Origin of the sequence: Curtobacterium sp. NPDC087080 (genome assembly GCF_044745105.1) — a bacterium.
Lineage (GTDB): Bacteria > Actinomycetota > Actinomycetes > Actinomycetales > Microbacteriaceae > Curtobacterium.
The window spans coordinates 89361-109463 of sequence record NZ_JBIUZP010000006.1 but is presented as its reverse complement, the minus strand read 5'-3'; the positions used below and the strand labels follow the sequence as shown (position 1 = coordinate 109463).

Genomic DNA, 20103 nt, shown 5'->3' with positions numbered 1-20103 from the left:
TGACGACGGCCGTTCCCCCGCCGAGGAGACGTGCCTACGCTCCACGCACCGGCCCGCTCGCCGGCAGCCCGGACCCGAGGAGACCGACGTGACCGACCAGACCATCGCCCGCCAGGTGGACGACTTCAACCAGGGCTTCACCGCCCAGATCGGCCCGGAGCTGTCCGCGGTCTTCGACGGCGAGCAGGCCGACCTGCGCGCTTCGGGCGTACCCGGCGGGGTCGTCGGCGCTGGTGAGACCGCTCCGGACGCGCGGCTCGTCACTCCGACGGGCGAGGAGACCTCGCTCGCGGCGGTCCGCGGCTCCGTCCCGACCGTCGTCGTCTTCTACCGCGGCGCCTGGTGCCCCTACTGCAACATCACCCTGCGCACGTACCAGCAGGAGCTCCTGCCGGCCCTGCGGGAGCGCGGTGTGCAGCTCGTCGCCGTGTCACCGCAGACGCCGGAGGCAGCCGAGCAGTCGATCGCGAACGGCGAGCTCGCCTTCCCCGTGCTCACCGACCCGGAGAACGTGCTCGCCGGGCACTTCGGCATCGTCACGGAGCCGAGTGCCGCCGCGCGAGCTGCGCACACGGAACTCGGCTTCGACGTCGCCGACAGCAACGCCGACGACTCCGCGGCGATCCCGTTCCCGTCGGTCTTCGTGATCGACGCCGACGGCGTGGTCCGCTTCGCGGACGTCCACGTCGACTACACGACCCGCACCGAGGTCGCGGACGTCCTGACCGCGGTCGACGACCTGGTGGTCCCCGCGCACTGACCGGGCGACGCGCAGCCGACGGGGTCCGGACGGGAGGCGCGGCGCAGGCGACGGGCGTCCGTCACCGGCACCGCGCCTCCCGTCCGTGCGGTGGCGGGCCGCTCAGGGCAGGAGTGCAGACGCGACCGCACGAGCGGTGGCGGCGTCCGCCGCCGGGTCGCGCAGGCGCATCGCGAGCGACCCGGAGACGACGAGCAGCAGTTGTTCGGCGAGCGCCGGGGCACGATCGCCCACGACCGGCCGGGCCGTCTCGGTGAGCCGTCGGCGCAGGGTGTCGGTCTCGCGGTCGAGGACGGCGCGCAGGTCCTCGGGGGCATCGACGTACTCGGCAGCGGTACCGAGGAACGCGCACCAGCGGGAGCCCGTCGGGGTGGACCGGTAGTCGTCGAGCGCGTCGAACACGGCGAGGAGCCTCCCGCGGTCGCCCGTCGCCCGCTCGAGCGCCCGGTCCCAGGTCGCGACCCAGTCCTCGTGGCGTCGATCGAGCGCCGCGGCGACGAGGGCCTCCTTGCTCGGGTACCCGCGGTAGAGCGTCGCCGACGACACCCCCGCGCGCTCGAGCACAGCATCGATCGGCGTCGCTGCGATGCCCTGGGTGAAGAACAGCTCCTCGGCAGCGTCCAGCACCCGTTGCTCGGTCCCTGGACGCATCGCCATGCCGTCAGCCTAGGGTCACTGATGTGAAACGATCGTTTTCGTTACGGAATCACCTCCTGGTGGTCGGCGGGCTCGGACTCGTCGCTGCGACGTACGGCCTGGTGCGCCTGGCGTTCGGGCTCTTCCTGCGGGACGTGCAGCGCGACCTCGGCTTCGGGGTGGACGTCGGCGGGGCGGTGTCCTCGGGCGCCTCGGTCACGTACTGCTTCGGCGCCGTCGTGGGGTTCCTCCTCGCGGGCCGCGCTGCCCGGTGGCTCGTCGTCGGCGCGGCACTCACCGCGGGCATCGGCGCGATCGCGATGGCGGCGAGCCCGTCAGCCATCGTGTTCGGGGCCTCCGTGGTCGTGGCGTCGATCGGTGCCGGACTCGCGTCGCCGGCGATGGTGCAGCTGGTCACCGGTCGGGTCGACGGGGCGGCCCGCGACCGGGCGCAGGCGGTCGTGAACTCCGGCACGGGTCCGGGGCTCGTCGCCGCCGGACTGCTCGCGCTCGTGCTCCTGCCGGACTGGCGGGCCGCGTGGGCCGTCGCCGGGGTCGTGACGCTGGTGGTCGGTGGCGTGGTGTTCCTCGCGGCAGGGCGGACCGTCGACGTCGGGCGTCCGGCGCGCCCCGTGCTGCCCGGCCGGTCGTGGTTCGGTGCACAGGTCGTGCCGGTGGTGGTCGCCCTGCTGTTCGGCGCGGGCTCGGCGGCGGTCTGGACCTACGGCCGCTCGGCCCTCGTCGGTGCGGGTGTGCCGAGCGTGCTGACGGTCGTGGCCTGGATCCTGCTCGGCGCCGGCGGCGCCTCGGCCGCGGTGACGGCACGGTGGACGAGCGGCATGCCGGCCGCTCGCCTCTGGCTGCTGACCACGACGGCCGCCGCCGTCGCGGTCCTCGCACTCGGGCTGCTGCCCCACGTCGTCGCGGCCGCACTGGTGGCGTGCGCACTGTTCGGGTGGGGCTACACCGCAGCGACCGGTGCCCTCATCGCGTGGACGACCGAGATCGACGGGCAGTACGCCGCTGCAGGCACCGCGTTGCTCTTCGTGGTGCTCGTCGCCGGACAGGCGCTCGGGGCAGCGGCCGCCGGCGCACTGATCGGACCGGCGGGCACGGCGACGACCTTCATCGCTGCCGCCGCCGTCGTGGCGGTCGCTGCCGGTGCCCCGCTGCTGGTCGCCCGTCGGAGCCTGCGGTCGGCGGTGCCCACCCGGTAGCGTTGACCGCATGGGGAGGACGACGGAGGGGTGGGCCCGGCTGCCCGTCGGGTCGCGAGAGCACCGCCAGGACGCAGTGCTCGCGCTGGTGCTCGGCGTCGGGCTGGCCGTCACGACCACCTTGTACGGCGCAGTGGGCGTGTACGGCGACGACCAGGCTCCGTGGTGGACCTCGGCGTTGATGATCGTCGCGAACGCCGCACCGATCGCGTTCCGTCGCCGGTGGCCGATGACCGTCGCGGTCGTGTCCGCGCTGGCGTACGCGGCGACGCAGCTGCTCCACGTGCCCGAGATCGTCCTCATCAACTTCACGCTGTTCATCGCGCTCTACACGGTGGGCGCCTGGTGCTCGGACCGCGTCCGTGCCGAGGTGGTCCGCTGGGTGATCATCGGCGGGATGTTCGCGTGGGTGTTCGTCTCGCTCTCGTTCGGGTGGGCGGTACCGAGTGCCCTGCCGAACGACGACGACGCGCTCATCCCGCCGTACGTCGCGTACTCGCTGGTCAACATCCTCATCAACGTGCTCTACTTCGGCGGTGCCTGGTACGCCGGCAACCGGGCATGGGCGGCCGCGGTCGCGAAGCAGGACCTCACCGAACGCACCGCCGAGCTCGCGGCCGAGCGGGAGCGCACCGCTGCCCAGGCGCTCACCCTCGAGCGGGTGCGGATCGCCCGCGAGCTGCACGACGTGGTCGCGCACCACGTGTCGCTGATGGGCGTCCAGGCCGGGGCAGCGCGGCGCGTGGTCGACCGTGATCCGGCGCAGGCGACCGCGTCGCTCACGGTGGTCGAGGACAGCGCGCGCACGGCGGTCGAGGAGCTCCGTCGCATGCTCGGGACCCTGCGTGAGGACGACCGTGGCGGGGACGCGACCGACACGGCACCGAGCACGACCGACACGGCACCGAGCACGGCCGGTCTCGGGCGGATGCCGGAACTCGTCGAGGCCGTGCGCACTGCCGGCCACGACGGCGAGTACGTGGTCGTCGGGGACGAACGCGCCGTCCCGCCGACCGTCGGCGCGGTGGCGTTCCGGATCGCGCAGGAGGCCGTGACGAACGTCGTGAAGCACGCTGGACCGAGCGCCAGGGCCGACGTACGACTGCGCTACCTCGACGACGCCATCGAAGTCGAGGTCGCCGACGACGGACACGGCGCCGGCGCCGTCCGCGACCCGAGCAGCAATGGGCTGGGACACGTCGGCATGCGGGAGCGGGTCGCCGCGGTGGGCGGACGCATCGAGATCGGGCCGCGGGCCCGGGGAGGGTACCTGGTACGGGCATGGCTGCCGACGACCTGACGATCGTGCTCGCGGACGACCAGGACCTGGTGCGCGCCGGCTTCCGCGTGATCCTGGAGTCCGAGCCTGGCTTCCGGGTGATCGGCGAGGCCCCGGACGGTGCCGCTGCGGTGGAGGCCGTCGTGGCCCTCCGTCCCGACGTCGTGTGCCTCGACGTCCAGATGCCCGGTGTCGACGGGCTCGAGGCGGCGCGGCGGATCGGTGCACTCACGGACCCGCCAGCGGTCCTCGTCCTCACCACCTTCGACGACGACGACGCCCTGTTCCAGGCGCTCGAGGCCGGTGCGAGCGGGTTCCTGCTGAAGAACGCCTCCCCCGAACGGCTGATCGACGCCGTCCGCACCGTCGCCGCCGGTGACGCACTGCTCGCCCCCGACGTGACCCGCCGGGTGATCAGCCGCGCGACCGCCGGGCACGGGCCGGACTGCCCCGGAGACGCCGGCGGTGACGGGGGGACGTCCGCACCGCACACCGGCGCGGCCGCCATCGCCGCCGCGGGCCTCACCGAGCGCGAGGCCGAGGTCCTGCGCCTGCTCGCGCGCGGGTACAGCAACGCCGAGATCGCCCGCGAGCTCTTCGTCGGCGAGGCCACCGTCAAGACGCACGTGTCGAACGTCCTGCAGAAGACCGGCGTCCGCGACCGGATCCAGGCCGTCGTCTGGGCCTTCGAGCGCGGGGTCGCCTCCGCGAGCTGACGGAGCCCGCTCCCCCGCGCGGTGGATCCGTGGCGTCGGGAAGTCCCGCCTCCCGTCGGAGGTGCGCCGCGCCTCCCGGCCAATAGCGTCGAGACGTCGGCGAAGACCGCCGACGGAAGTCGAGACGTCGGCGAGGACCGCCGACGGAAGGGGAACGGGCGATGCTCACCATCGAAGGGGTCACGAAGCACTTCGGCGACCGCCGGGTGCTCGACGACGTGGGGTTCTCGGTCGGCAGCGGCCGATTGACCGGGTTCGTCGGCGGCAACGGCGCCGGCAAGACGACCACCATGCGGATCCTGCTCGGCGTGCTGCAAGCCGACACCGGGCGGGTCTCGATCGACGGCAGCGAGGTCGGGCCGACCGACCGCCGCCGCTTCGGCTACATGCCCGAGGAGCGCGGGCTCTACCCGAAGATGCCGGTCGCCGAGCAGATCACCTACCTGGCGCGTCTGCACGGCGTCGACAAGCGGACCGCCGGGCAGCGCACGACCGCACTGCTCGAACGCCTCGACCTCGCGCAGCACGCGGGCGACGCCGTCGAGAAGCTCTCGCTGGGCAACCAGCAGCGGGTGCAGGTCGCCGCGGCACTCGTCCACGACCCGGAGGTCCTGGTGCTCGACGAACCGTTCTCGGGCCTGGACCCGATGGCGGTCGACACCGTGCTCGGCGTGCTCCGTGAGCAGGCCGCCAAGGGCGTGCCGGTGCTGTTCTCGAGCCACCAGCTCGACGTGGTCGAACGGCTCTGCGACGACGTCGTCGTGATCGCCGACGGCACGATCCGCGCCGCCGGCTCTCAGGAGGACCTGCGCCGCAGCGCCGGACCCGCCGCGTGGGAACTGCTCGTCGACGGTGACGTCGCCTGGCTCCGCGACGAGTCCGGCGTGACCGTGCGCGAGTTCGACGGCGGCTACGCCGTGTTCGAGGCCGACGAGCCGACCGCGCAGCGTGTCCTGCAGCGCGCCGTCCAGCACGGCACGGTGGGGTCGTTCGCCCCGCGGGTGCCCCGACTCAGCGAGGTCTTCCGGGAGGTCGTCCGATGAACAGCTCCTTCGTGCACGCGGTCAGGCTCGTGACCGCCCGCGAGATCCAGGCCCGTGTGCGCAGCAAGGCCTTCGTGGTCTCGGCAGCGATCCTGCTGGTGGTGGTCGTCACCTCGATCGTGATCGGCGGCATCGTCGGCAAGGCCACGGCGGACGACACGACCCCCGTCGCCGTCGTCGACGGGGTCTCGCTCGACTCCACGGCCGGCTTCGACGTCACCCCGACGCGGACCACCGCGCAGGCCGAACGCCTGGTGCGCGACGGCGACGTGGACGCTGCCATCGTGCCGTCCGACGACGCCCTCGGCTACTCGGTCGTGGGGCTCGAGGACGCCCCGACCGACGTCGTCAGCGCGCTCAGTGTCACGCCGTCCGTCGAGCTCCTCGAGCCCGGGACGCTGTCCGCGGGGCTCGTGTCCGCCATCGGCCTCATGTTCGGCGTCGTGTTCTTCGCCTCCGCGGTGACCTTCGGTTCGTCGATCGCGCAGAGCGTCGTCGAGGAGAAGTCCACCCGGGTCGTCGAGATCCTGATGGCGGCGATCCCGGCGCGGGCGCTGCTCGCCGGCAAGGTGCTCGGCAACAGCATCATGGCCTTCGCGCAGATCGTCGCGATCTCGATCGCCGGGGTGGTGGCCCTCGCGGTCACCGGGCAGGACAACCTGTTCACCCTGCTCGGGCCGAGCGTGCTGTGGTTCGTCGGCTTCTTCGCGGTCGGCTTCGTGCTCATCGCGTCGCTGTTCGCCGCATCCGCCGTGCTCGTCTCCCGTCAGGAGGACGTCGGCAGCGTGACCATGCCGGTGATGATGCTCGTGATAATCCCGTACATCCTGATCGTGGTGGCGGCGGACGACCCGACGATCGTGGGGATCATGTCGTACGTCCCGTTCAGCGCGCCGATCGGCATGCCGATGCGCATCTTCCTCGGGACGGCCGAGTGGTGGGAGCCGATCGTGTCGCTGCTGGTCGTCGCCGTGTCGGTCGTCGTGGTCGTCGCCGTGGGCGCGCGCATCTACGAGAACGCGCTGCTGCGCACGGGCGGTCGCGTGAAGCTCGCGGAGGCGCTGCGCGGCTGACGCGCGCGAGCCGCGCCGGGCGCCGCGCACAACCGGAAGCAGGTCGCGCCACGCAACCACGTGGCGCGACCTGCCTTCGGTTGCGCGGCAGCACGTCGCGCCACGGACGCACCGCCGGACGGGAGGCACGCAACCGGACCGCCACGCGCCTCCCGTCCGCCACGCGGCCACGCCGAGCGCAGGGCGCTGCGCACAACCGGAAGCAGGTCGCGCCACGCAACCACGTGGCGCGACCTGCCTTCGGTTGGGCGGCAGCACGTCGCGCCGCGCGGACGCGGCGCCGCCACGCGGCCGCGCGGGCGCCGCGTCAGAGCTGGCCGAAGGCCGCCTGCACCCCCAGGCTCGTCGCCGCGACGAGCACCCACAGCGCGATGCCGAGCAGCATCGGGCGGAACCCGGCACGACGCAGCGCCGCGAAGTCCGTCGAGACCCCCACGGCCGCCAGCGCCACCGTGATGAGGAACGTCGCCGCCGCCGAGAACCCCGGGGCCGCCGCCGCCGGCAGGACCCCGGTGGTCCGCAGCAGCACCACGACGAGGAACCCGACGAGGAACCACGGGACCAACCGCAGCACGCGGACGCCCCCGGCGCGACGCGGCCCGTCGCCGGGGGCGGGCTGCGCGCGGGCGGTGCGGCGTGCCTCCAGGCCGGCGAGCCCGATGACGATCGGGATGATCATCAGGGTCCGGACCAGCTTGACGACGACGGCGGTGTCGGTCGCCTGGCGACCGTAGATCGTGGCGGTCGCGACGACGGACGACGTGTCGTTCACGGCGGTGCCGGCGAAGACGCCGAACGCGTGCTGGGACAGGCCGAGCGCGTGGCCGACCAGGGGGAAGACGAAGACCGCGGCGATGTTGCAGAGGAAGATCGTCGACAGGGCGTACGCGACCTCGGCGCTGGCGGCACCGACGACGGGGGTGACGGCCGCGATGGCGGAGGCGCCGCAGATGCCCGTGCCGACCCCGATCAGCGTGCGGAGCGTGCTCGACACCCGGAGCAACCTCCCGATCCCCCACGCGGCGACGAGGCACACCACGAGCGTCGTGAGCATCACCGGGAGGGTCTCGCCGCCGATGCGCAGGACCTCGCCGATCGACAGCTGTGCGCCGAGGAGCACGACCGCGGCCTGCAGGACCCGGCTCGACGCGAACTTCACGCCGGGCTGCAGCACGCCGAGGTCCGTCGTCCCGTGGTCCTGCTGCCGTCGGCGCCGGACGAGCCAGCCGACCAGTGCACCGAGCAGCACGGCCGGCACCGGACCGCCGACGACCGGGACCGCACGGCCCACCAGGGTGGCGGCGATGCCGATCACGACCGCGAGCGCGACACCGGGCAGGGCGGCGACGAGCGCCGGGCGGGACAGGGGCATGCGGACCAGCATCCCACCGGCGCGGGCGGTCAGGCAGCCGGCGGGACGTCCCCGGACATCTCGACCCGACCCGCGCCGTCGTCCCACGTGTAGGTCGCGGTCGCGCGGCCGGACGGGTCGGCGTTGCTGTCGGCACCCTGCGGGTAGCGGTACTCGACGCGGATCGACCCCGCCGACTCCCGCGTCACCTCCGGCACGAACGGGTACTGCTCCTTCGTGGCCGTCCCGAGGTACGTGCCGTCGTGGAAGAGCAGGATCGCGACCGGCGAACTCGCGGTGCCGTCGGCGACGCTGACGGTGACGGCGGACAGGGCCGCGCACCCGTCGTACACCGAGGTGTCCGCGGCCGAGGCGTCCCACCGCGCCGACTCGAGGCCGGCGGGCAGCGGGAGGTCCGCGATCGGACCAGCGGCGGCAGCGGCCCCGTCGGACGGACCGCACGAGGGCGTGGCGGTGGGAGCGGCCCCACCGGACGACGACGCCGACGGGGTGACGGTCCGGGTCGCCGTCACGGTCGCGGTGGCACCGCTGCCCGACGCTCCCGTGCACCCGGCGAGCGCGACCGAGGTGATCGCGGTGACCAGGAGCAGGCCTGCGGGACGGGAGTGACGAGTGGTGCGCACGGGACCATCCTGCTCTCCGCGCTGCGCGGACGTTCGTCCCCCGACCGCATCGGCGCCTGGAACCGGACGACCGCTCCGGCGTACCATCCAGGCGGAAGCAAGGGCGGTTCCGAACACCTCCCGAGCGCCGACCTCACGGGCCGGTCGAGTCAGACACAGATCAGAGCACGCCGTGACCGAACACCTCATCGAGTACGTCGCCCGCGACCGAACGGGCATCACCACCGTCGTCACCACGACGGGTGTCTTCGACGTGGACACCGTCATCGACCACATCCGCGCCGGCCACGCCGGCTACTACGTCGCCGCCGACTCGTGGAAGCGCACGCCGGTCCGGAGCATGTCGTTCATCGGCGGCTCCTACCTGTTCGCGAACTGGGACGGCACGAAGCGGAACATGCTCCACGACCTCGCGTTCCGCATGCCCACGCGTGCGATCGAGGTCGTCCAGCAGCCACGACGCACGGGGCGGCTGACGCGCGCCCTGCGCGGGCTGTTCTCGCGGGCGGCCTGACCCGCCGGTACCCGGCTGCGGACGGACGGGAGGCTCGGTGCCAGCTGGCACCGCGCCTCCCGTTGCGTCTCGTGGTCACGTCGTGACCGTCGGCGGCCCTCGTCGTCAGACGTCGCGCTTCTTGACCGCGGCCAACGCGATGACACCGATCGCGACGACCCACGCCGCGAGGATCCCGCCGCCGGACCAGCCGTTCAGCACGACGCCCTCGGGCGCGGGCTGATCCGCGGACCGCTCGTACGTGTAGAGCTGGCTACCGGCCTGGTCGGGCAGGAAGCGTGACCCGTCGAGGAGCCACTGCTGGTCCACCAGCCCGGCGACGAGCTGCAGCACGATCGGCAGCACGAGCAGCACACCGAGCGCGATGGCGATGCCGCCGGCGCTCGAGCGGACGAGCAGCCCGATGCCGAAGGCGAGCAGCGCGATCCCCGTCACGTAGACGGACGAGCCGAGGATCGGCATGAACACCGCGGGGTCGGCCAGGTCGGCCTCGACGCCCTTGTCGGCCTGGAAGAGCGTGACGAGCGCGACGCCGATCCACGTGGCGACCACGCTGACCACGAAGGTGGCGACGGCGAGGACGACGGCCTTGGCCAGGACGGCGCCGGTACGGCCAGGGTCTGCCGTGAAGGTCGACCGGACCTGCCCCGTGCCGTACTCACCCGTGATGATGAGGACGCCCAGCACCGCGGCGACCAGCACGGTGAAGCCGACCGACGAGATGCTGAGGTTGACGATCTGCGCGTTCGCGACCGCCTGGGTCGCCTCGGCACCCTCGGGCAGGCCGACGATCGGCGCGTAGAGCCCGAGCAGTGCACCGAGCCCGATCGTCAGGGCGACGATGATCGCGTAGCACCACCAGGTGGAGCGGATGCTGCGGAACTTGATCCACTCGCTGCGGACCAGTCGTCCGAAGCCCAGGCCGACGCCGCTCGGCATCGCGGTTGCGGTCGCGGCGCTCATCGGGCGACCTCCGCCTGGTACTCGACCTCGTCCTTGGTCAGGGCCATGTACGCCTCCTCGAGGCTCGCACCCATCGGGGTGAGTTCGTGGAGCACCGCACCGCTCTGCGCGGCGATGGTGCCGATCTGCTGCGCGTCGGGGCCGACGACCACGAAGGCGCCGTCCTCGCGCGGGGTGATCGACGACGCGGCCGATCCGACCGCGCCGAAGAGCTGGTCGGGGTGCGGCGTCCGGACGAGGGTGCGCGCCGCGCCGCCCTGCCCGCTGCCGGCGACGAACTCGGCGATCGGCGCGTCCGCGAGCACCTTGCCGCGACCGAGCACGACCACGCGGTCGGCGGTCTGCGCCATCTCGCTCATCAGGTGGCTGGAGAGGAACACGGTGCGGCCCTCGGACGCCAGGTGCCGGGCGAGCTGGCGCACCCACACGACGCCGTCCGGGTCGAGACCGTTCACCGGCTCGTCCAGGATCAGGGTCTTCGGGTCGCCGAGCAGCGCCGCCGCGATGCCGAGCCGCTGCCCCATGCCGAGGGAGAAGCCGCCGACGCGCTTCTTCGCGACCGACTCGAGCCCGGTGAGCTCGATCACGTGGTGCACGCGCGACTTCGGGATGCCGTGCGTCGCCGCGAGCGAGAGCAGGTGGTTGTACGCGCTGCGCCCGGAGTGGACGGCCTTCGCCTCGAGCAGCGCACCGACCTGGCGGAGCGGGTCGCGGAAGGACCGGTACTCCTGGCCGTTCACCCGGACCCGCCCGGACGTGGGCGTGTCGAGGCCCATGATCATCCGCATGGTCGTGGACTTCCCGGCGCCGTTCGGGCCGAGGAAGCCGGTGACGCTGCCCGGGCGGACGACGAAGGAGATGTCGTCCACGGCGGTCTTGGCGCCGTAGCGCTTGGACAGATGCTCGATCTCGATCACGAGGTCCACGCTATTTCCGGAGCACTGCCCGGCGCGTCCCCCCACGGGTGGAGACCCGAGGTCATCCCCCAGGAGGACACGGCAGATCGCGGAAGGGCGCCGAGCAACGTCGTCGACCGCGCTGGAAGGACACCCCGACGACGCACCAATCCGGCTGCGCACCTGCTCCGAAACCCCTGTACGACGACGACGCTGCCCCAGTGCGGTGACCCCGAGACGCCGTCGTGGAACGCACTCGGAAGGACTGCACCATGACCAGCAACGCGGCATCACCCCGTACCGGTTTCGCTTCGACCCTCGTCCAGAAGGGCGCACTGCTCTTCGGCGTCGTCTTCCTCATCGTCGGCGTCGCCGGCTTCATCCCCGGCCTGACGATGGACATGGGCACCATGTCGTTCGCCGGCAACAGCTCGATGGCCATGCTCCTCGGGCTCTTCCAGGTGTCGGCCCTGCACAACATCGTGCACCTGCTGTTCGGCATCGTCGGCATCCTCGCCGCCCGGTCCGCAGCCGGCTCGCGCTCCTACCTGCTCATCGGTGGAATCGTCTACGCCGTGCTGTTCGTCTTCGGCCTCTTCGTCGCGAACATGGCCGGTGCGGCGAACTTCGTCCCGCTGAACAGCGCCGACAACGTGCTCCACGCGCTGCTCGCCGTCGCGATGATCGTCCTCGGCGTGCTGCTCCCCCGCGCGGGTCGCACCGCGCGCTGATCGACCTCGGTGGGCCGCCCGGTGCTGGGCGGTCCACCGGACCAGCGGTGGCCTTCCCCGGGATCAGGGGCCATCGGACGCCCCCGTCGCAGTTGCGGCGGGGGCGTCGTCGTCGTACCCGAATCGAACCCGTCGCGGCGCTGACCGCATCCGTCAGAGGCGCAGCGCGAGGGCGTTCGCGGTCAGGCCCGCCGCCGTCCCGCAGAGCAGCACGGTGTCGCCCCGCCGGAGTCGTCCGTCGTCGAGGCACCGCGCGAGCATGAACGGCACCGACGAGGACACCGAGTTCCCGAACGCGGCGACCTCGTCGACGTACTTGTCGGTCGGGATCCCGAGCCGGCGCATCGCGAGTCCGATCGCTCCGCTGGCCTGGTGCGGCACGACCAGGTCGACGTCGTCGAGCCCGAGTCCGCTGCGCTCCCAGAACCGCGCGAAGAACCCGGGCAGCACGCGGAGCATCCCGGTCAGGGCGCGTCGGCCGTGCATGTCGAACAGGTAGTCCGCCGGGTCGCCGTCGGCGTACTGCTGCGCGGGGTACCGGGACAGGCCGCCCCGGAGCTCGGTGTCGTGGGCGTGCTCCGGCCAGGTCTGCTGCAGCGCCGACAGCACCCCCTGCGTCCCGTCGCCGCGGGTGAGCACGACCGCGGCCGCGGCGTCCGAGAACAGCTCGGCGGACTCGCGCTGGGCCGGGTCGAGGAAGCGCGACCCGACGTCACCGGACACGACGAGCACGCGCTCGTGGTCGCCGTCCTCCAGGTACCGGGAGGCGATGTCGAGCGCGGTGATGAAGCTCGTGCACGTCGAGTTGACGTCGAGTGCGGCAGCCCGGGCGTCGGGAGCGACCTGCTCCATCACGAGGGCCGCCGTGCACGGGATCGGTTGGACGCCCGCAGCGCAGGCCGCGATCACCAGGTCGAGGTCGGCGGCGTCGATGCCGGCGTGCTCGATCGCCCGGGACGCGGCCGCAGTGAGCATGTCGAGGTGCGACACGTCGTCGGCGATGCGGTACCGGGTGACGGTCCGTGCTCCGCTGCCGTAGGTGACCGTCCGGTCCGGCAGTGCTGTCCCCCAACCGGCGATGGCGCAGTGCTTCATGGTCCCCCTCGGTCCTCGTCGTCCTCGTCGTCGAGCAGGTCCACCCCGGTCCTGTGCTCGTCGTGGCTGAAGAGCAGTCTGACACCTGCGCGCTCGAGCGCGAGCAGGCGATCGGCGGTGTCGCGCTGCGCTCCGGCGTCGTGGGCGACCGCGCGCGGCAGGAGGCGCAGGTCGCGTTCCCGCCCGAGCAGGTCGCGGCTCCACGCGGCGTCCCCGGCGAGCAGCGCGCGGTCCTCGACCAGCAGGCCGAGGTGCCCGTCCGCATGTCCGGGCAGGCGCACGAGCCGGGTGTGACCGTCGCCGAACGGGTCGGCGGTGGCCAGCCCGACGGCGGCGAGCGGCCCGGCGCCTGCGGGGCCGAACGCGCTGTCCGGGATCACCTGGAGCCGGTCGACGAGGCCCTCGGGCAGCAGTCCGTGCAGCTGGCCGGCGAGCACCCGCGGTCGGGCGACGCTGCGGGCGACGGCCTCGGTGACCAGCACCCGGGCGCGTGGGACCGCGGCGAGCCCACCGACGTGGTCGGGGTGCAGGTGCGACAGGACGACGTGCGTGACGGCATCCGTGTCGACGGCGTCGGCGAGCGTGCTGCCCACCGGGACCACGGGCGGGAGCAGGCGTCGGTACGCCCACCCGGCGGCACCGGTCCGCCACGGCAGGGGCGCGTACCCGGTGTCGAACAGCACCGTACGGTCCGGGCCGGTCCAGGTGAACACGTTCGCGGGGAACATCCGGCGGTCGCGCGGAGCACCCCGGAGGAGACCGCGCACGTCGTGGGTCGTCCACCCGCACGCGGCGGCACGCAGGACACCGAGCGGGGGCTCCGCGACGCGGCCGTCCGTCGGACGCTCAGCCACGCGGCGGTCCGCCGGCCGCTCGGTCGTGTGGGTGCCCGGCGGTCGCGTAGCTCGCCAGTGCCTCGTCGAGCCCGACGATCGGCTCGTACCCGAGCACCCGTCGGGCACGGGACAGGTCGAGCGTCTGCGAGTGCGTGATCGTCGACACGGTGTAGCGGGTGATCGGCGGTTCGGGCTGCCCCGGCAGCAGCGCGCACACGGCCTCGAGCACGGTGGCCAGTGCGGACACCGGTCCGGCGGGCAGGTGCAGGTGCCGCGGGCGCGTCCCGAGTCCGGTGAGCAGCTGGTCGAGCAGCTCGACGAACGGGCGCGGGTCGCCGTTCGTGATGTTGAACGCGAGCCCGGCGGCCTCGGGCACCTCGGCCGCGAGCCGGACGGCGTGCGCGACGTTCTCGACCGCGGTGAGGTCGACGAGCCCGCGGCCGCCGCGCAGGAGGGGCACTCCGACCCGTTCGTGGACGCGGAGCAGCCTCGGGACGAGCCCGGTGTCCCCCGCGCCGATGATGCCGCGCGGCCGCAGGACGACGATCTCGGGTCCGCCGGGGTCGCCCGTCGCGGCACGGAGGAGGGCCTCGGCGTGCAGCTTCGAGCGGATGTAGTGGTTCATCGGGCGGCTCGGGTCGACCTGGTCCTCGCGGATGTCGAGCCGGTCGCGCGGTGCGGCGTAGATGCCGGGTGAGGACACGTGCACGAGCCGGCGCGCCCCGACGCGACGCGCGTACTCGAGCACCCGGGCGGTCCCGGTGACGTTGGCGTGCTCGAAGGCCGACCACGGACCCCACGGCGAACTGAGCGCCGCGCAGTGCACGACGACGTCCGCGGGGACGTCGGCGCGGGCGAGGTCGTCGAGGTCCCCGACCTGCACGTCGCCGGCGGGCAGGGCCGAGGCTCGACGGCCGGACGCCGTCACGCGGTAGCCGTGGTCGCGCAGGGTCCGCACGACGTGGCCGCCGACGAACCCGCTCGCCCCGGTGACCAGTGCTCGCTCCCCGGTGCCTGTTCCCCCCATGCCCCAGATCCTACGAGCACGTCCGGAGCCGGCAGGAACGGGAGGCCCCCTAGGCTCGGGGCGTGCGGATCGCGCTGGTCACCGACTACTACCTGCCGACGCTCGGGGGCGTCCAGACCGCGGTGCGCTCCCTGGCCGAGGCGCTCACCGCGGCCGGACACGACGTCACGGTGTTCTGTCCGGACGATCCGGCAGGCCCCGCGCACACGACGGGCAGCACCGCCGTGCCGGCCGTCGTCGGCCTGCCCGTCTCCCCCGTGTTCCGCCCCGACGGCTACCCGTTCGCGTGGTCCCCGCGTCGCCTCCGCGCCCTGCTCCGTCGCGAGTTCGCCGCGCGCCGGATCGACGTCGTGCACACCCACTCCGAGATGTTCGCCGCGCTCGGCGGGCTCCGTGCCGCGCAGGACCTCGGCGTCCCGGTGGTGCACACGATGCACGGCCGCATCGACGTCTACACGCGGAACGTGCTCCCCGTCCCCGCCGTCACGACGGTGCTGCTCGCCGTCCTGCACGCGACGCAGGTCCCCCGCCGGGGCATCCGGGTCGCGGCCGATGCCCCGTACACCCGCACCCGGACGGCGCGGCGGATGTGGCGGGTCATGCTCGCGCAGTCACGGGCGAGCGACCACGTGGTGGTCCCGTCGCGGCACTTCGCCGACAAGCTCGTCGACCGGGGCGTGCGGACCCCGGTGTCGGTCGTCTCGAACGGCATCGAGCCCGCGGTCCTCGACGCGATCGGTCCCGCGACGGTCCGGACCCGGGCGGCCGACGAACCGCTGCGGGTGCTGTGGGTCGGGCGGCTGTCGCCCGAGAAGCGCCCGGAGGTTCTGGTCGAGGCCGCCCGGTCGTTCCCGCCCGGCACAGTGGTCGACGTGCTCGGCGACGGCGTCGCGCGTGCAGCGGTCGCCCGCGCCGCGGTCGGCACCCCGGTCCGGCTGCACGGCTCGACCCCGCACGAGGCGGTCCTCGCCGCCATGCACCGTGCACACGTGCTGGTGTCGAGCTCCTCCGACTTCGACAACCAGCCGATGGTGATGCTCGAGGCCGTCGCCACCGGTCTACCGGTCGTGCACTGCGACCCGGACCTCGCCGAGGTCGTCCCCGAGGGCGGCGGCTTCACGACGCCGACACCGGACGCCGCGGGGATCGCGGCGATCGTGCAGCGGTTGCACGACGAGCCGGAGCTGCTCGAGCAGGCCAGCGCCGCGCTGGTCGCGGCCCGCGGTCGGGTCGAGCAGCGCGTCGGCGAGCTGGTGGCGGTCTACGAGAGCGTCCTGCGGCCGTCCCGCACCCCGTGACGGACTGGAGGCTCGGTGTCGGCTGACACCGAGCCTCCAGTCCGTCGTCTGGTCGGTCAGACCGTGGCGGACGCGCCCTCCAGGGTCGCGGCGAGCGGATCGAAGTCCTCGGGCAGCGACGCGATCGGTGCCACCGTCGACGCGACGTCGACGAACGCGCGGCGTTCGACCGACTCCTCGACCGCGACCATGGTGTCGAGCACGTGGTAGCCGACCTCGCCGGTGGCGATGTGCGCACCGCCACCGCGGATCGCCCGCGCCATGTCGAGCACGCCGAGGCCGCGGCCGACCGTCGGCTCCTCGTCGGACAGGGTCTCCCACGCCTGCTCGAACGGGAACGACACGTCGGTGCCGAGCGGTCGGGCGATCCGGATCGGGTGGCCGCCGCCGAAGGTGTTCGGGTCCGGGAGCACGATCGTGCCCTCGGTGCCGTTCACCTCGAAGACGCCGTGCCGGAACAGCGGGGTGTCGAACGACAGCAGCGACTGCGCGTTCCCGCCCTGCTCGAACGAGGTCAGCACCGACAGGTGCGTCGGGACCTCGACCGGGAAGTCCTGCCCGGCGTTCGGACCGACCACCAGCTGCCGGGTGTCGCGCGACCGGGACCCCGTCGCCACGACGGACGCGACCGGGCCGAGCAGGTGCACGAGCGCCGTGAAGTAGTACGGGCCCATGTCGAACAGCGGGCCGGCACCCTTCGCGTAGAGGAACGACGCGTTCGGGTGGAACACGTCCGGTCCCTGCCACTGGAAGCTCGTGACGGCGGTGAGCGGGGTGCCGATCGCACCGGCCTCGATCGCGCGCTTGGCGGTCTGCCACCCCGTCCCGAGGACGGTGTCCGGTGCGATGCCGAGGCGCAGGCCGAGCTCGTCGGCGAGCGCCACGAGTCCGGCGGCGCTCTCGCGGTCCACGCCGATCGGCTTCTCGCTCCAGACGTGCTTGCCGGCGCGGAGTGCCGACGTGGAGACCTCGACGTGCGTGGCGGGCAGGGTGAGGTTCACGACGATCTCGACGTCGGGGTCGGTGAGGACCTCGTCGCCGGTACCCGACGCGGGGATGCCCCACTTCGCCGCCGACGCCGCGGCGCGCTCGGTGTCGATGTCGCCGATGCGGACCACCTCGACGTCCGGGAAGGTCGTGAGGTTCGTCAGGTACTGCTCGCTGATCATCCCGGCGCCGATGAAGCCGATGCCGACGCGGCCCGTGCGGGTCATGCGGACACCCCCGTGGTGGCGGTCGCGTCCGAACCGGCGAGCGTGGCACGCAGCCAGCGGTACGACTGCTCGACCCCGTCGAAGATCTCCCCGTCGAAGCCGTCGAACTCGATGACGGCGTACTCGAGCGCCGACGCTGCGGCGAGCGCGTCGGCCAGCGGCACGTCGCCCTGGCCGGCGGGGGTCTGGTCGGTCGGCACCTGCGCGGTGGAGATCCCCTCGCGCATCGGGCCGTCCTTGACGTGCACGGCGACGATGCGATCGCCGAGCTCCTCGATGAACGGCACGAGGTCGATGCCCGCGGCGGAGGCCCAGTACAGGTCGAGCTCGAGCACGACGCGGGGGTCGAGCAGCTCGGCGAGCACCTGCAGCGCGGGCTTGCCGTCGATGTGCGGCCGGAGCTCGTGGTCGTGGTTGTGGTAGCCGACGCGCAGGCCGTGGCCGGCGGCTTCCTCGGCGGCCGCGTTCAGTCGCGCGGCGACCCGCTCGACGCCCTCGCGGGTCGTCCAGTGGTCGGGGCCGACGAACGGGTCGATGACGATCTCGAGCCCGAGGGCCGATGCCTCGGCGAAGGTCTCGGCGTGCGACGGGGCGGTCATCACGGTGCCGTCCGGCAGCGGGATCGACTCCTCGACCAGGAAGGCGTGGCCGGTGCGGGCGCTGATGCCGTGCGCGTCGAAGGCCGTCCGGAGCTCGGCTGCGCGACCGACGAAGGCGAACGCCTCGACGGTGTCGAACCCGATGGCGGCGAGACGGGCGACGCCGCCGTCGAGGTCGGGCGCCAGTGCCTTGTCGACCGTGTAGAGCTGGAGGGAGATGCGGGGTGCCACGGTGGTCACCGGACCTTCTTGATCGGGAGGATGACGAGCGCACCGAGGAGCACGGCGACGCCGGCGCCCCAGAGCATGAGCGTGTAGTTCTGGCCGCCACCGATGCCGAGCAGGAACAGGCCGACCGCCGGGGCGAGCGACTGCGGCAGGGCGTTGGCGATGTTGATGACGCCGAGGTCCTTGCCCGGGCGCTCCGGGTCGGGCAGCACGTCGACGACGAGCGCGGTGTCGATCGCGGCGTAGATGCCGTAGGCGAAGCCGAGCACGATCTCGGCGAAGTAGAACCCACCGACCGTGTCGACGTGCGCCAGGATCACGAGGCCGACGGCGGTCAGGGCGGTGGAGCCCCAGACGAAGACCTTGCGACGGCGGATGCGGTCCGACACCCAGCCGGAGACCGCGGCGCTGACGAGCAGGGCGACCGTGTAGAGCAGCACGCCGAACGCGACGGTGGCGGTGGCCTCGGCCAGGTCCTGGATGCCGATGTGCTCCCGCATGTAGAGCAGGCGGTACGTCGTGAACATGAACGTGCCGAAGGTGATGAGGAAGCGGCCCCACCAGGCGAGTCCGAAGTCGGGGTGCTTGATCGGGTTCGTCCAGAACGACGCGATCAGGGTGAGCCAGCTGAAGGGCTTCGTCGTGGCCGGGAGCTCGTCGCGGGCCACGACCGCGTAGACGAGGATCACGACGATCGCCAGGATGCCCGGCGCGATGAAGAGGACCGGCAGGTTCCCGACCAGGTACACGGCGAGGTAGAGGCCGGCGAGGATCGCGATGTTCTGCGCGAGGGCGATGACGCTCGACGCCTTGCCGCGCTGGAACTCGGGCACGTTGTCGGCGAAGCTCGCGGTCAGCGTGGCGAGGACGGCGTTCGCGGCGACCTGGGCGAGCACCCACGCGATGGTGAGCTGCAGCACGTCCGGCGCGAACGCGAGCCAGGCCAGCGCGACGACGAAGACGACGACGCCGATGACCATCCAGGGCCGACGGCGACCCCAGCGCGTGCGGGTGCGGTCGGACAGTGCCCCCGCCAGCGGGTTGGCGAGCAGGGCGCCGAGGGCGCCGAACGGCAGGACCGACCCGACGATCGTCTCGGGGCTGTCCGGGTTGAGCACCGTCGCCTTGATCGACATGCTCACGAACACCGGGGTGAGCAGGGCGGCGAAGAGACCGAACTGGGCGAGGCTGAGTGCCCAGAGGTACTTCGGGCCGACCCGGACGGTGCTGACGCTCTGCGTGAGGCCCTCGACCGAGAACGCACGCGATGCCGCTGCGGGGTCACTGCTCGTGGCTCCGGCGGCCGCGGTGACCGGCGGGTTCGCGGTACCGGCGAGACCGGACTGCGGTTCTTCCTTCGACGTCGGTGTCGACATGACTCCTCCTCGAGCCATCGGGGGCGGGGCGCCCTCTTGAATACCTAGTGCTGGTAGGTGAGCAGGACAGTAACACCGAAAACCTTCCTCCGGAAGCTTTTTCTCGACATGTGTCGGCCCGCCCTCCCGCAACACGCAACGCCGGCGGTTCCGCGCAACGGTCCACCACTGCGAACCGTCGCCGACGTTGCGTTCTGCACTTCCGCGGCGGCCCGCGGAACACCGCGTGTCCCCGCCGCGTTGACGCACGCGACGCCCGACCGACGGGCGCCGCTGACGGAAGGTGCACCCATGGCCCAGACGGTCCTCCTCGAGGTCCAGCTGCGAGACGACGTCGCGCAGGACACGATCGACTCCGCGATCCGCGACACCCACGCTCAGACGGCGACCTTCGCCGGCAACGAGTCCCTCGAGGTCCTGGTCGACGACTCCGACCCGCTGCACCTCGTCGTGCTCGAGCGGTGGACGACCCCGGCCGACCACGACGCCTACGTCGCCTGGCGGGCCACGGACGAGGGCGCTCCGCGGGCCCTCGCCGCGATCGTCGCCGCGCCGCCCGTGACCCGGACCTTCAGCCGGACGCTCGACCTCGGCTGACCGTTCGGCA

The 20103-nt window shown here is 72.9% G+C and carries 21 protein-coding genes; 10 read left to right on the top strand and 11 right to left on the bottom strand.

Going from position 1 to position 20103, the window contains the following annotated elements:
* Positions 1-88 precede the first annotated feature (88 nt).
* Positions 89-760 carry a peroxiredoxin-like family protein gene (locus ACIPEQ_RS15505; protein ID WP_402715861.1) on the top strand — a complete coding sequence of 224 codons (672 nt, stop codon included), beginning with the start codon at positions 89-91 and terminating at the stop codon, positions 758-760.
* 102 nt (positions 761-862) lie between these two features.
* On the opposite strand, the gene ACIPEQ_RS15500 is transcribed toward ACIPEQ_RS15505, so the two are convergent.
* Positions 863-1417, bottom strand: a complete 555-nt coding sequence (locus tag ACIPEQ_RS15500; protein ID WP_402715860.1) for a TetR/AcrR family transcriptional regulator — start codon at positions 1415-1417, stop codon at positions 863-865.
* Positions 1418-1476: 59 nt separating this feature from the next.
* Here ACIPEQ_RS15500 and ACIPEQ_RS15495 point away from each other — a divergent pair, with 59 nt between their 5' ends.
* The 5 genes from ACIPEQ_RS15495 to ACIPEQ_RS15475 all read left to right on the top strand — a co-directional run bounded on the left by ACIPEQ_RS15495 (position 1477) and on the right by ACIPEQ_RS15475 (position 6724).
* Complete coding sequence (locus tag ACIPEQ_RS15495; RefSeq protein ID WP_402715859.1) at positions 1477-2613, top strand: MFS transporter; 1137 nt, start codon at positions 1477-1479, stop codon at positions 2611-2613.
* A gap of 10 nt (positions 2614-2623) precedes the next feature.
* Positions 2624-3913, top strand: a complete 1290-nt coding sequence (locus ACIPEQ_RS15490; RefSeq protein WP_402715858.1) for a sensor histidine kinase — start codon at positions 2624-2626, stop codon at positions 3911-3913.
* The gene (locus ACIPEQ_RS15485; RefSeq protein ID WP_402715857.1) at positions 3895-4608 is read left to right on the top strand and encodes a response regulator; all 714 of its coding nucleotides are present in this window, start codon (positions 3895-3897) and stop codon (positions 4606-4608) included. The genes ACIPEQ_RS15490 and ACIPEQ_RS15485 overlap by 19 nt, the downstream gene beginning before the upstream one ends.
* A gap of 161 nt (positions 4609-4769) precedes the next feature.
* Positions 4770-5651 (top strand): ABC transporter ATP-binding protein, encoded by an 882-nt coding sequence (locus ACIPEQ_RS15480; protein ID WP_402715856.1) that lies wholly within the window; start codon positions 4770-4772, stop codon positions 5649-5651.
* Positions 5648-6724 carry an ABC transporter permease gene (locus ACIPEQ_RS15475; protein WP_402715855.1) on the top strand — a complete coding sequence of 359 codons (1077 nt, stop codon included), beginning with the start codon at positions 5648-5650 and terminating at the stop codon, positions 6722-6724. Before ACIPEQ_RS15480 ends, ACIPEQ_RS15475 begins: the two co-directional genes overlap by 4 nt.
* A 307-nt stretch (positions 6725-7031) precedes the next feature.
* Here ACIPEQ_RS15475 and ACIPEQ_RS15470 read toward each other — a convergent pair whose 3' ends face one another.
* Together ACIPEQ_RS15470 and ACIPEQ_RS15465 are read right to left on the bottom strand one after the other, a co-directional pair.
* The gene (locus ACIPEQ_RS15470; protein WP_402715854.1) at positions 7032-8096 is read right to left on the bottom strand and encodes a YeiH family protein; all 1065 of its coding nucleotides are present in this window, start codon (positions 8094-8096) and stop codon (positions 7032-7034) included.
* Positions 8097-8125: 29 nt separating this feature from the next.
* On the bottom strand, positions 8126-8719 hold the full coding sequence (locus ACIPEQ_RS15465) for an LppP/LprE family lipoprotein (protein WP_402715853.1): 594 nt from the start codon (positions 8717-8719) through the stop codon (positions 8126-8128).
* Between the two features lie 172 nt (positions 8720-8891).
* Between ACIPEQ_RS15465 and ACIPEQ_RS15460 the strand changes: the two genes are divergently transcribed.
* A complete protein-coding gene (locus ACIPEQ_RS15460) occupies positions 8892-9233 on the top strand; it encodes a hypothetical protein (protein ID WP_161972618.1) in 342 nt (113 codons plus the stop codon).
* Between the two features lie 105 nt (positions 9234-9338).
* Here the strand turns inward: ACIPEQ_RS15460 and ACIPEQ_RS15455 are convergent, their stop codons facing one another.
* Both ACIPEQ_RS15455 and ACIPEQ_RS15450 read right to left on the bottom strand, forming a co-directional pair.
* Positions 9339-10196: an ABC transporter permease gene (locus tag ACIPEQ_RS15455; protein WP_402715852.1), complete on the bottom strand. Its 858-nt coding sequence runs from the start codon at positions 10194-10196 to the stop codon at positions 9339-9341.
* Positions 10193-11113: an ABC transporter ATP-binding protein gene (locus ACIPEQ_RS15450; protein ID WP_126891247.1), complete on the bottom strand. Its 921-nt coding sequence runs from the start codon at positions 11111-11113 to the stop codon at positions 10193-10195. Before ACIPEQ_RS15450 ends, ACIPEQ_RS15455 begins: the two co-directional genes overlap by 4 nt.
* Positions 11114-11364: 251 nt before the next feature.
* Here ACIPEQ_RS15450 and ACIPEQ_RS15445 point away from each other — a divergent pair, with 251 nt between their 5' ends.
* Positions 11365-11823, top strand: coding sequence for a DUF4383 domain-containing protein (locus ACIPEQ_RS15445; RefSeq protein ID WP_250368102.1), 459 nt, complete (start codon positions 11365-11367; stop codon positions 11821-11823).
* A gap of 153 nt (positions 11824-11976) precedes the next feature.
* Here the strand turns inward: ACIPEQ_RS15445 and ACIPEQ_RS15440 are convergent, their stop codons facing one another.
* The 3 genes from ACIPEQ_RS15440 to ACIPEQ_RS15430 are packed head-to-tail and all read right to left on the bottom strand — an operon-like array spanning position 11977 to position 14781.
* On the bottom strand, positions 11977-12918 hold the full coding sequence (locus ACIPEQ_RS15440) for a 3-oxoacyl-[acyl-carrier-protein] synthase III C-terminal domain-containing protein (protein ID WP_402715851.1): 942 nt from the start codon (positions 12916-12918) through the stop codon (positions 11977-11979).
* Positions 12915-13772, bottom strand: a complete 858-nt coding sequence (locus ACIPEQ_RS15435; RefSeq protein WP_161972617.1) for an MBL fold metallo-hydrolase — start codon at positions 13770-13772, stop codon at positions 12915-12917. The genes ACIPEQ_RS15440 and ACIPEQ_RS15435 overlap by 4 nt, the downstream gene beginning before the upstream one ends.
* Positions 13765-14781: an NAD-dependent epimerase/dehydratase family protein gene (locus ACIPEQ_RS15430; RefSeq protein ID WP_402715850.1), complete on the bottom strand. Its 1017-nt coding sequence runs from the start codon at positions 14779-14781 to the stop codon at positions 13765-13767. Before ACIPEQ_RS15430 ends, ACIPEQ_RS15435 begins: the two co-directional genes overlap by 8 nt.
* A gap of 62 nt (positions 14782-14843) precedes the next feature.
* Here ACIPEQ_RS15430 and ACIPEQ_RS15425 point away from each other — a divergent pair, with 62 nt between their 5' ends.
* A complete protein-coding gene (locus ACIPEQ_RS15425) occupies positions 14844-16079 on the top strand; it encodes a glycosyltransferase (protein WP_402715849.1) in 1236 nt (411 codons plus the stop codon).
* 56 nt (positions 16080-16135) lie between these two features.
* On the opposite strand, the gene ACIPEQ_RS15420 is transcribed toward ACIPEQ_RS15425, so the two are convergent.
* The 3 genes from ACIPEQ_RS15420 to ACIPEQ_RS15410 are packed head-to-tail and all read right to left on the bottom strand — an operon-like array spanning position 16136 to position 19496.
* Positions 16136-17293 (bottom strand): Gfo/Idh/MocA family protein, encoded by a 1158-nt coding sequence (locus tag ACIPEQ_RS15420; protein WP_402715848.1) that lies wholly within the window; start codon positions 17291-17293, stop codon positions 16136-16138.
* Positions 17290-18132 (bottom strand): sugar phosphate isomerase/epimerase family protein, encoded by an 843-nt coding sequence (locus ACIPEQ_RS15415; RefSeq protein WP_402715847.1) that lies wholly within the window; start codon positions 18130-18132, stop codon positions 17290-17292. The genes ACIPEQ_RS15420 and ACIPEQ_RS15415 overlap by 4 nt, the downstream gene beginning before the upstream one ends.
* The gene (locus ACIPEQ_RS15410; protein WP_126891240.1) at positions 18129-19496 is read right to left on the bottom strand and encodes an MFS transporter; all 1368 of its coding nucleotides are present in this window, start codon (positions 19494-19496) and stop codon (positions 18129-18131) included. The genes ACIPEQ_RS15415 and ACIPEQ_RS15410 overlap by 4 nt, the downstream gene beginning before the upstream one ends.
* Positions 19497-19787: 291 nt before the next feature.
* Here ACIPEQ_RS15410 and ACIPEQ_RS15405 point away from each other — a divergent pair, with 291 nt between their 5' ends.
* Positions 19788-20093 (top strand): putative quinol monooxygenase, encoded by a 306-nt coding sequence (locus tag ACIPEQ_RS15405; protein ID WP_402715846.1) that lies wholly within the window; start codon positions 19788-19790, stop codon positions 20091-20093.
* The last annotated feature ends 10 nt before the right edge of the window (positions 20094-20103 follow it).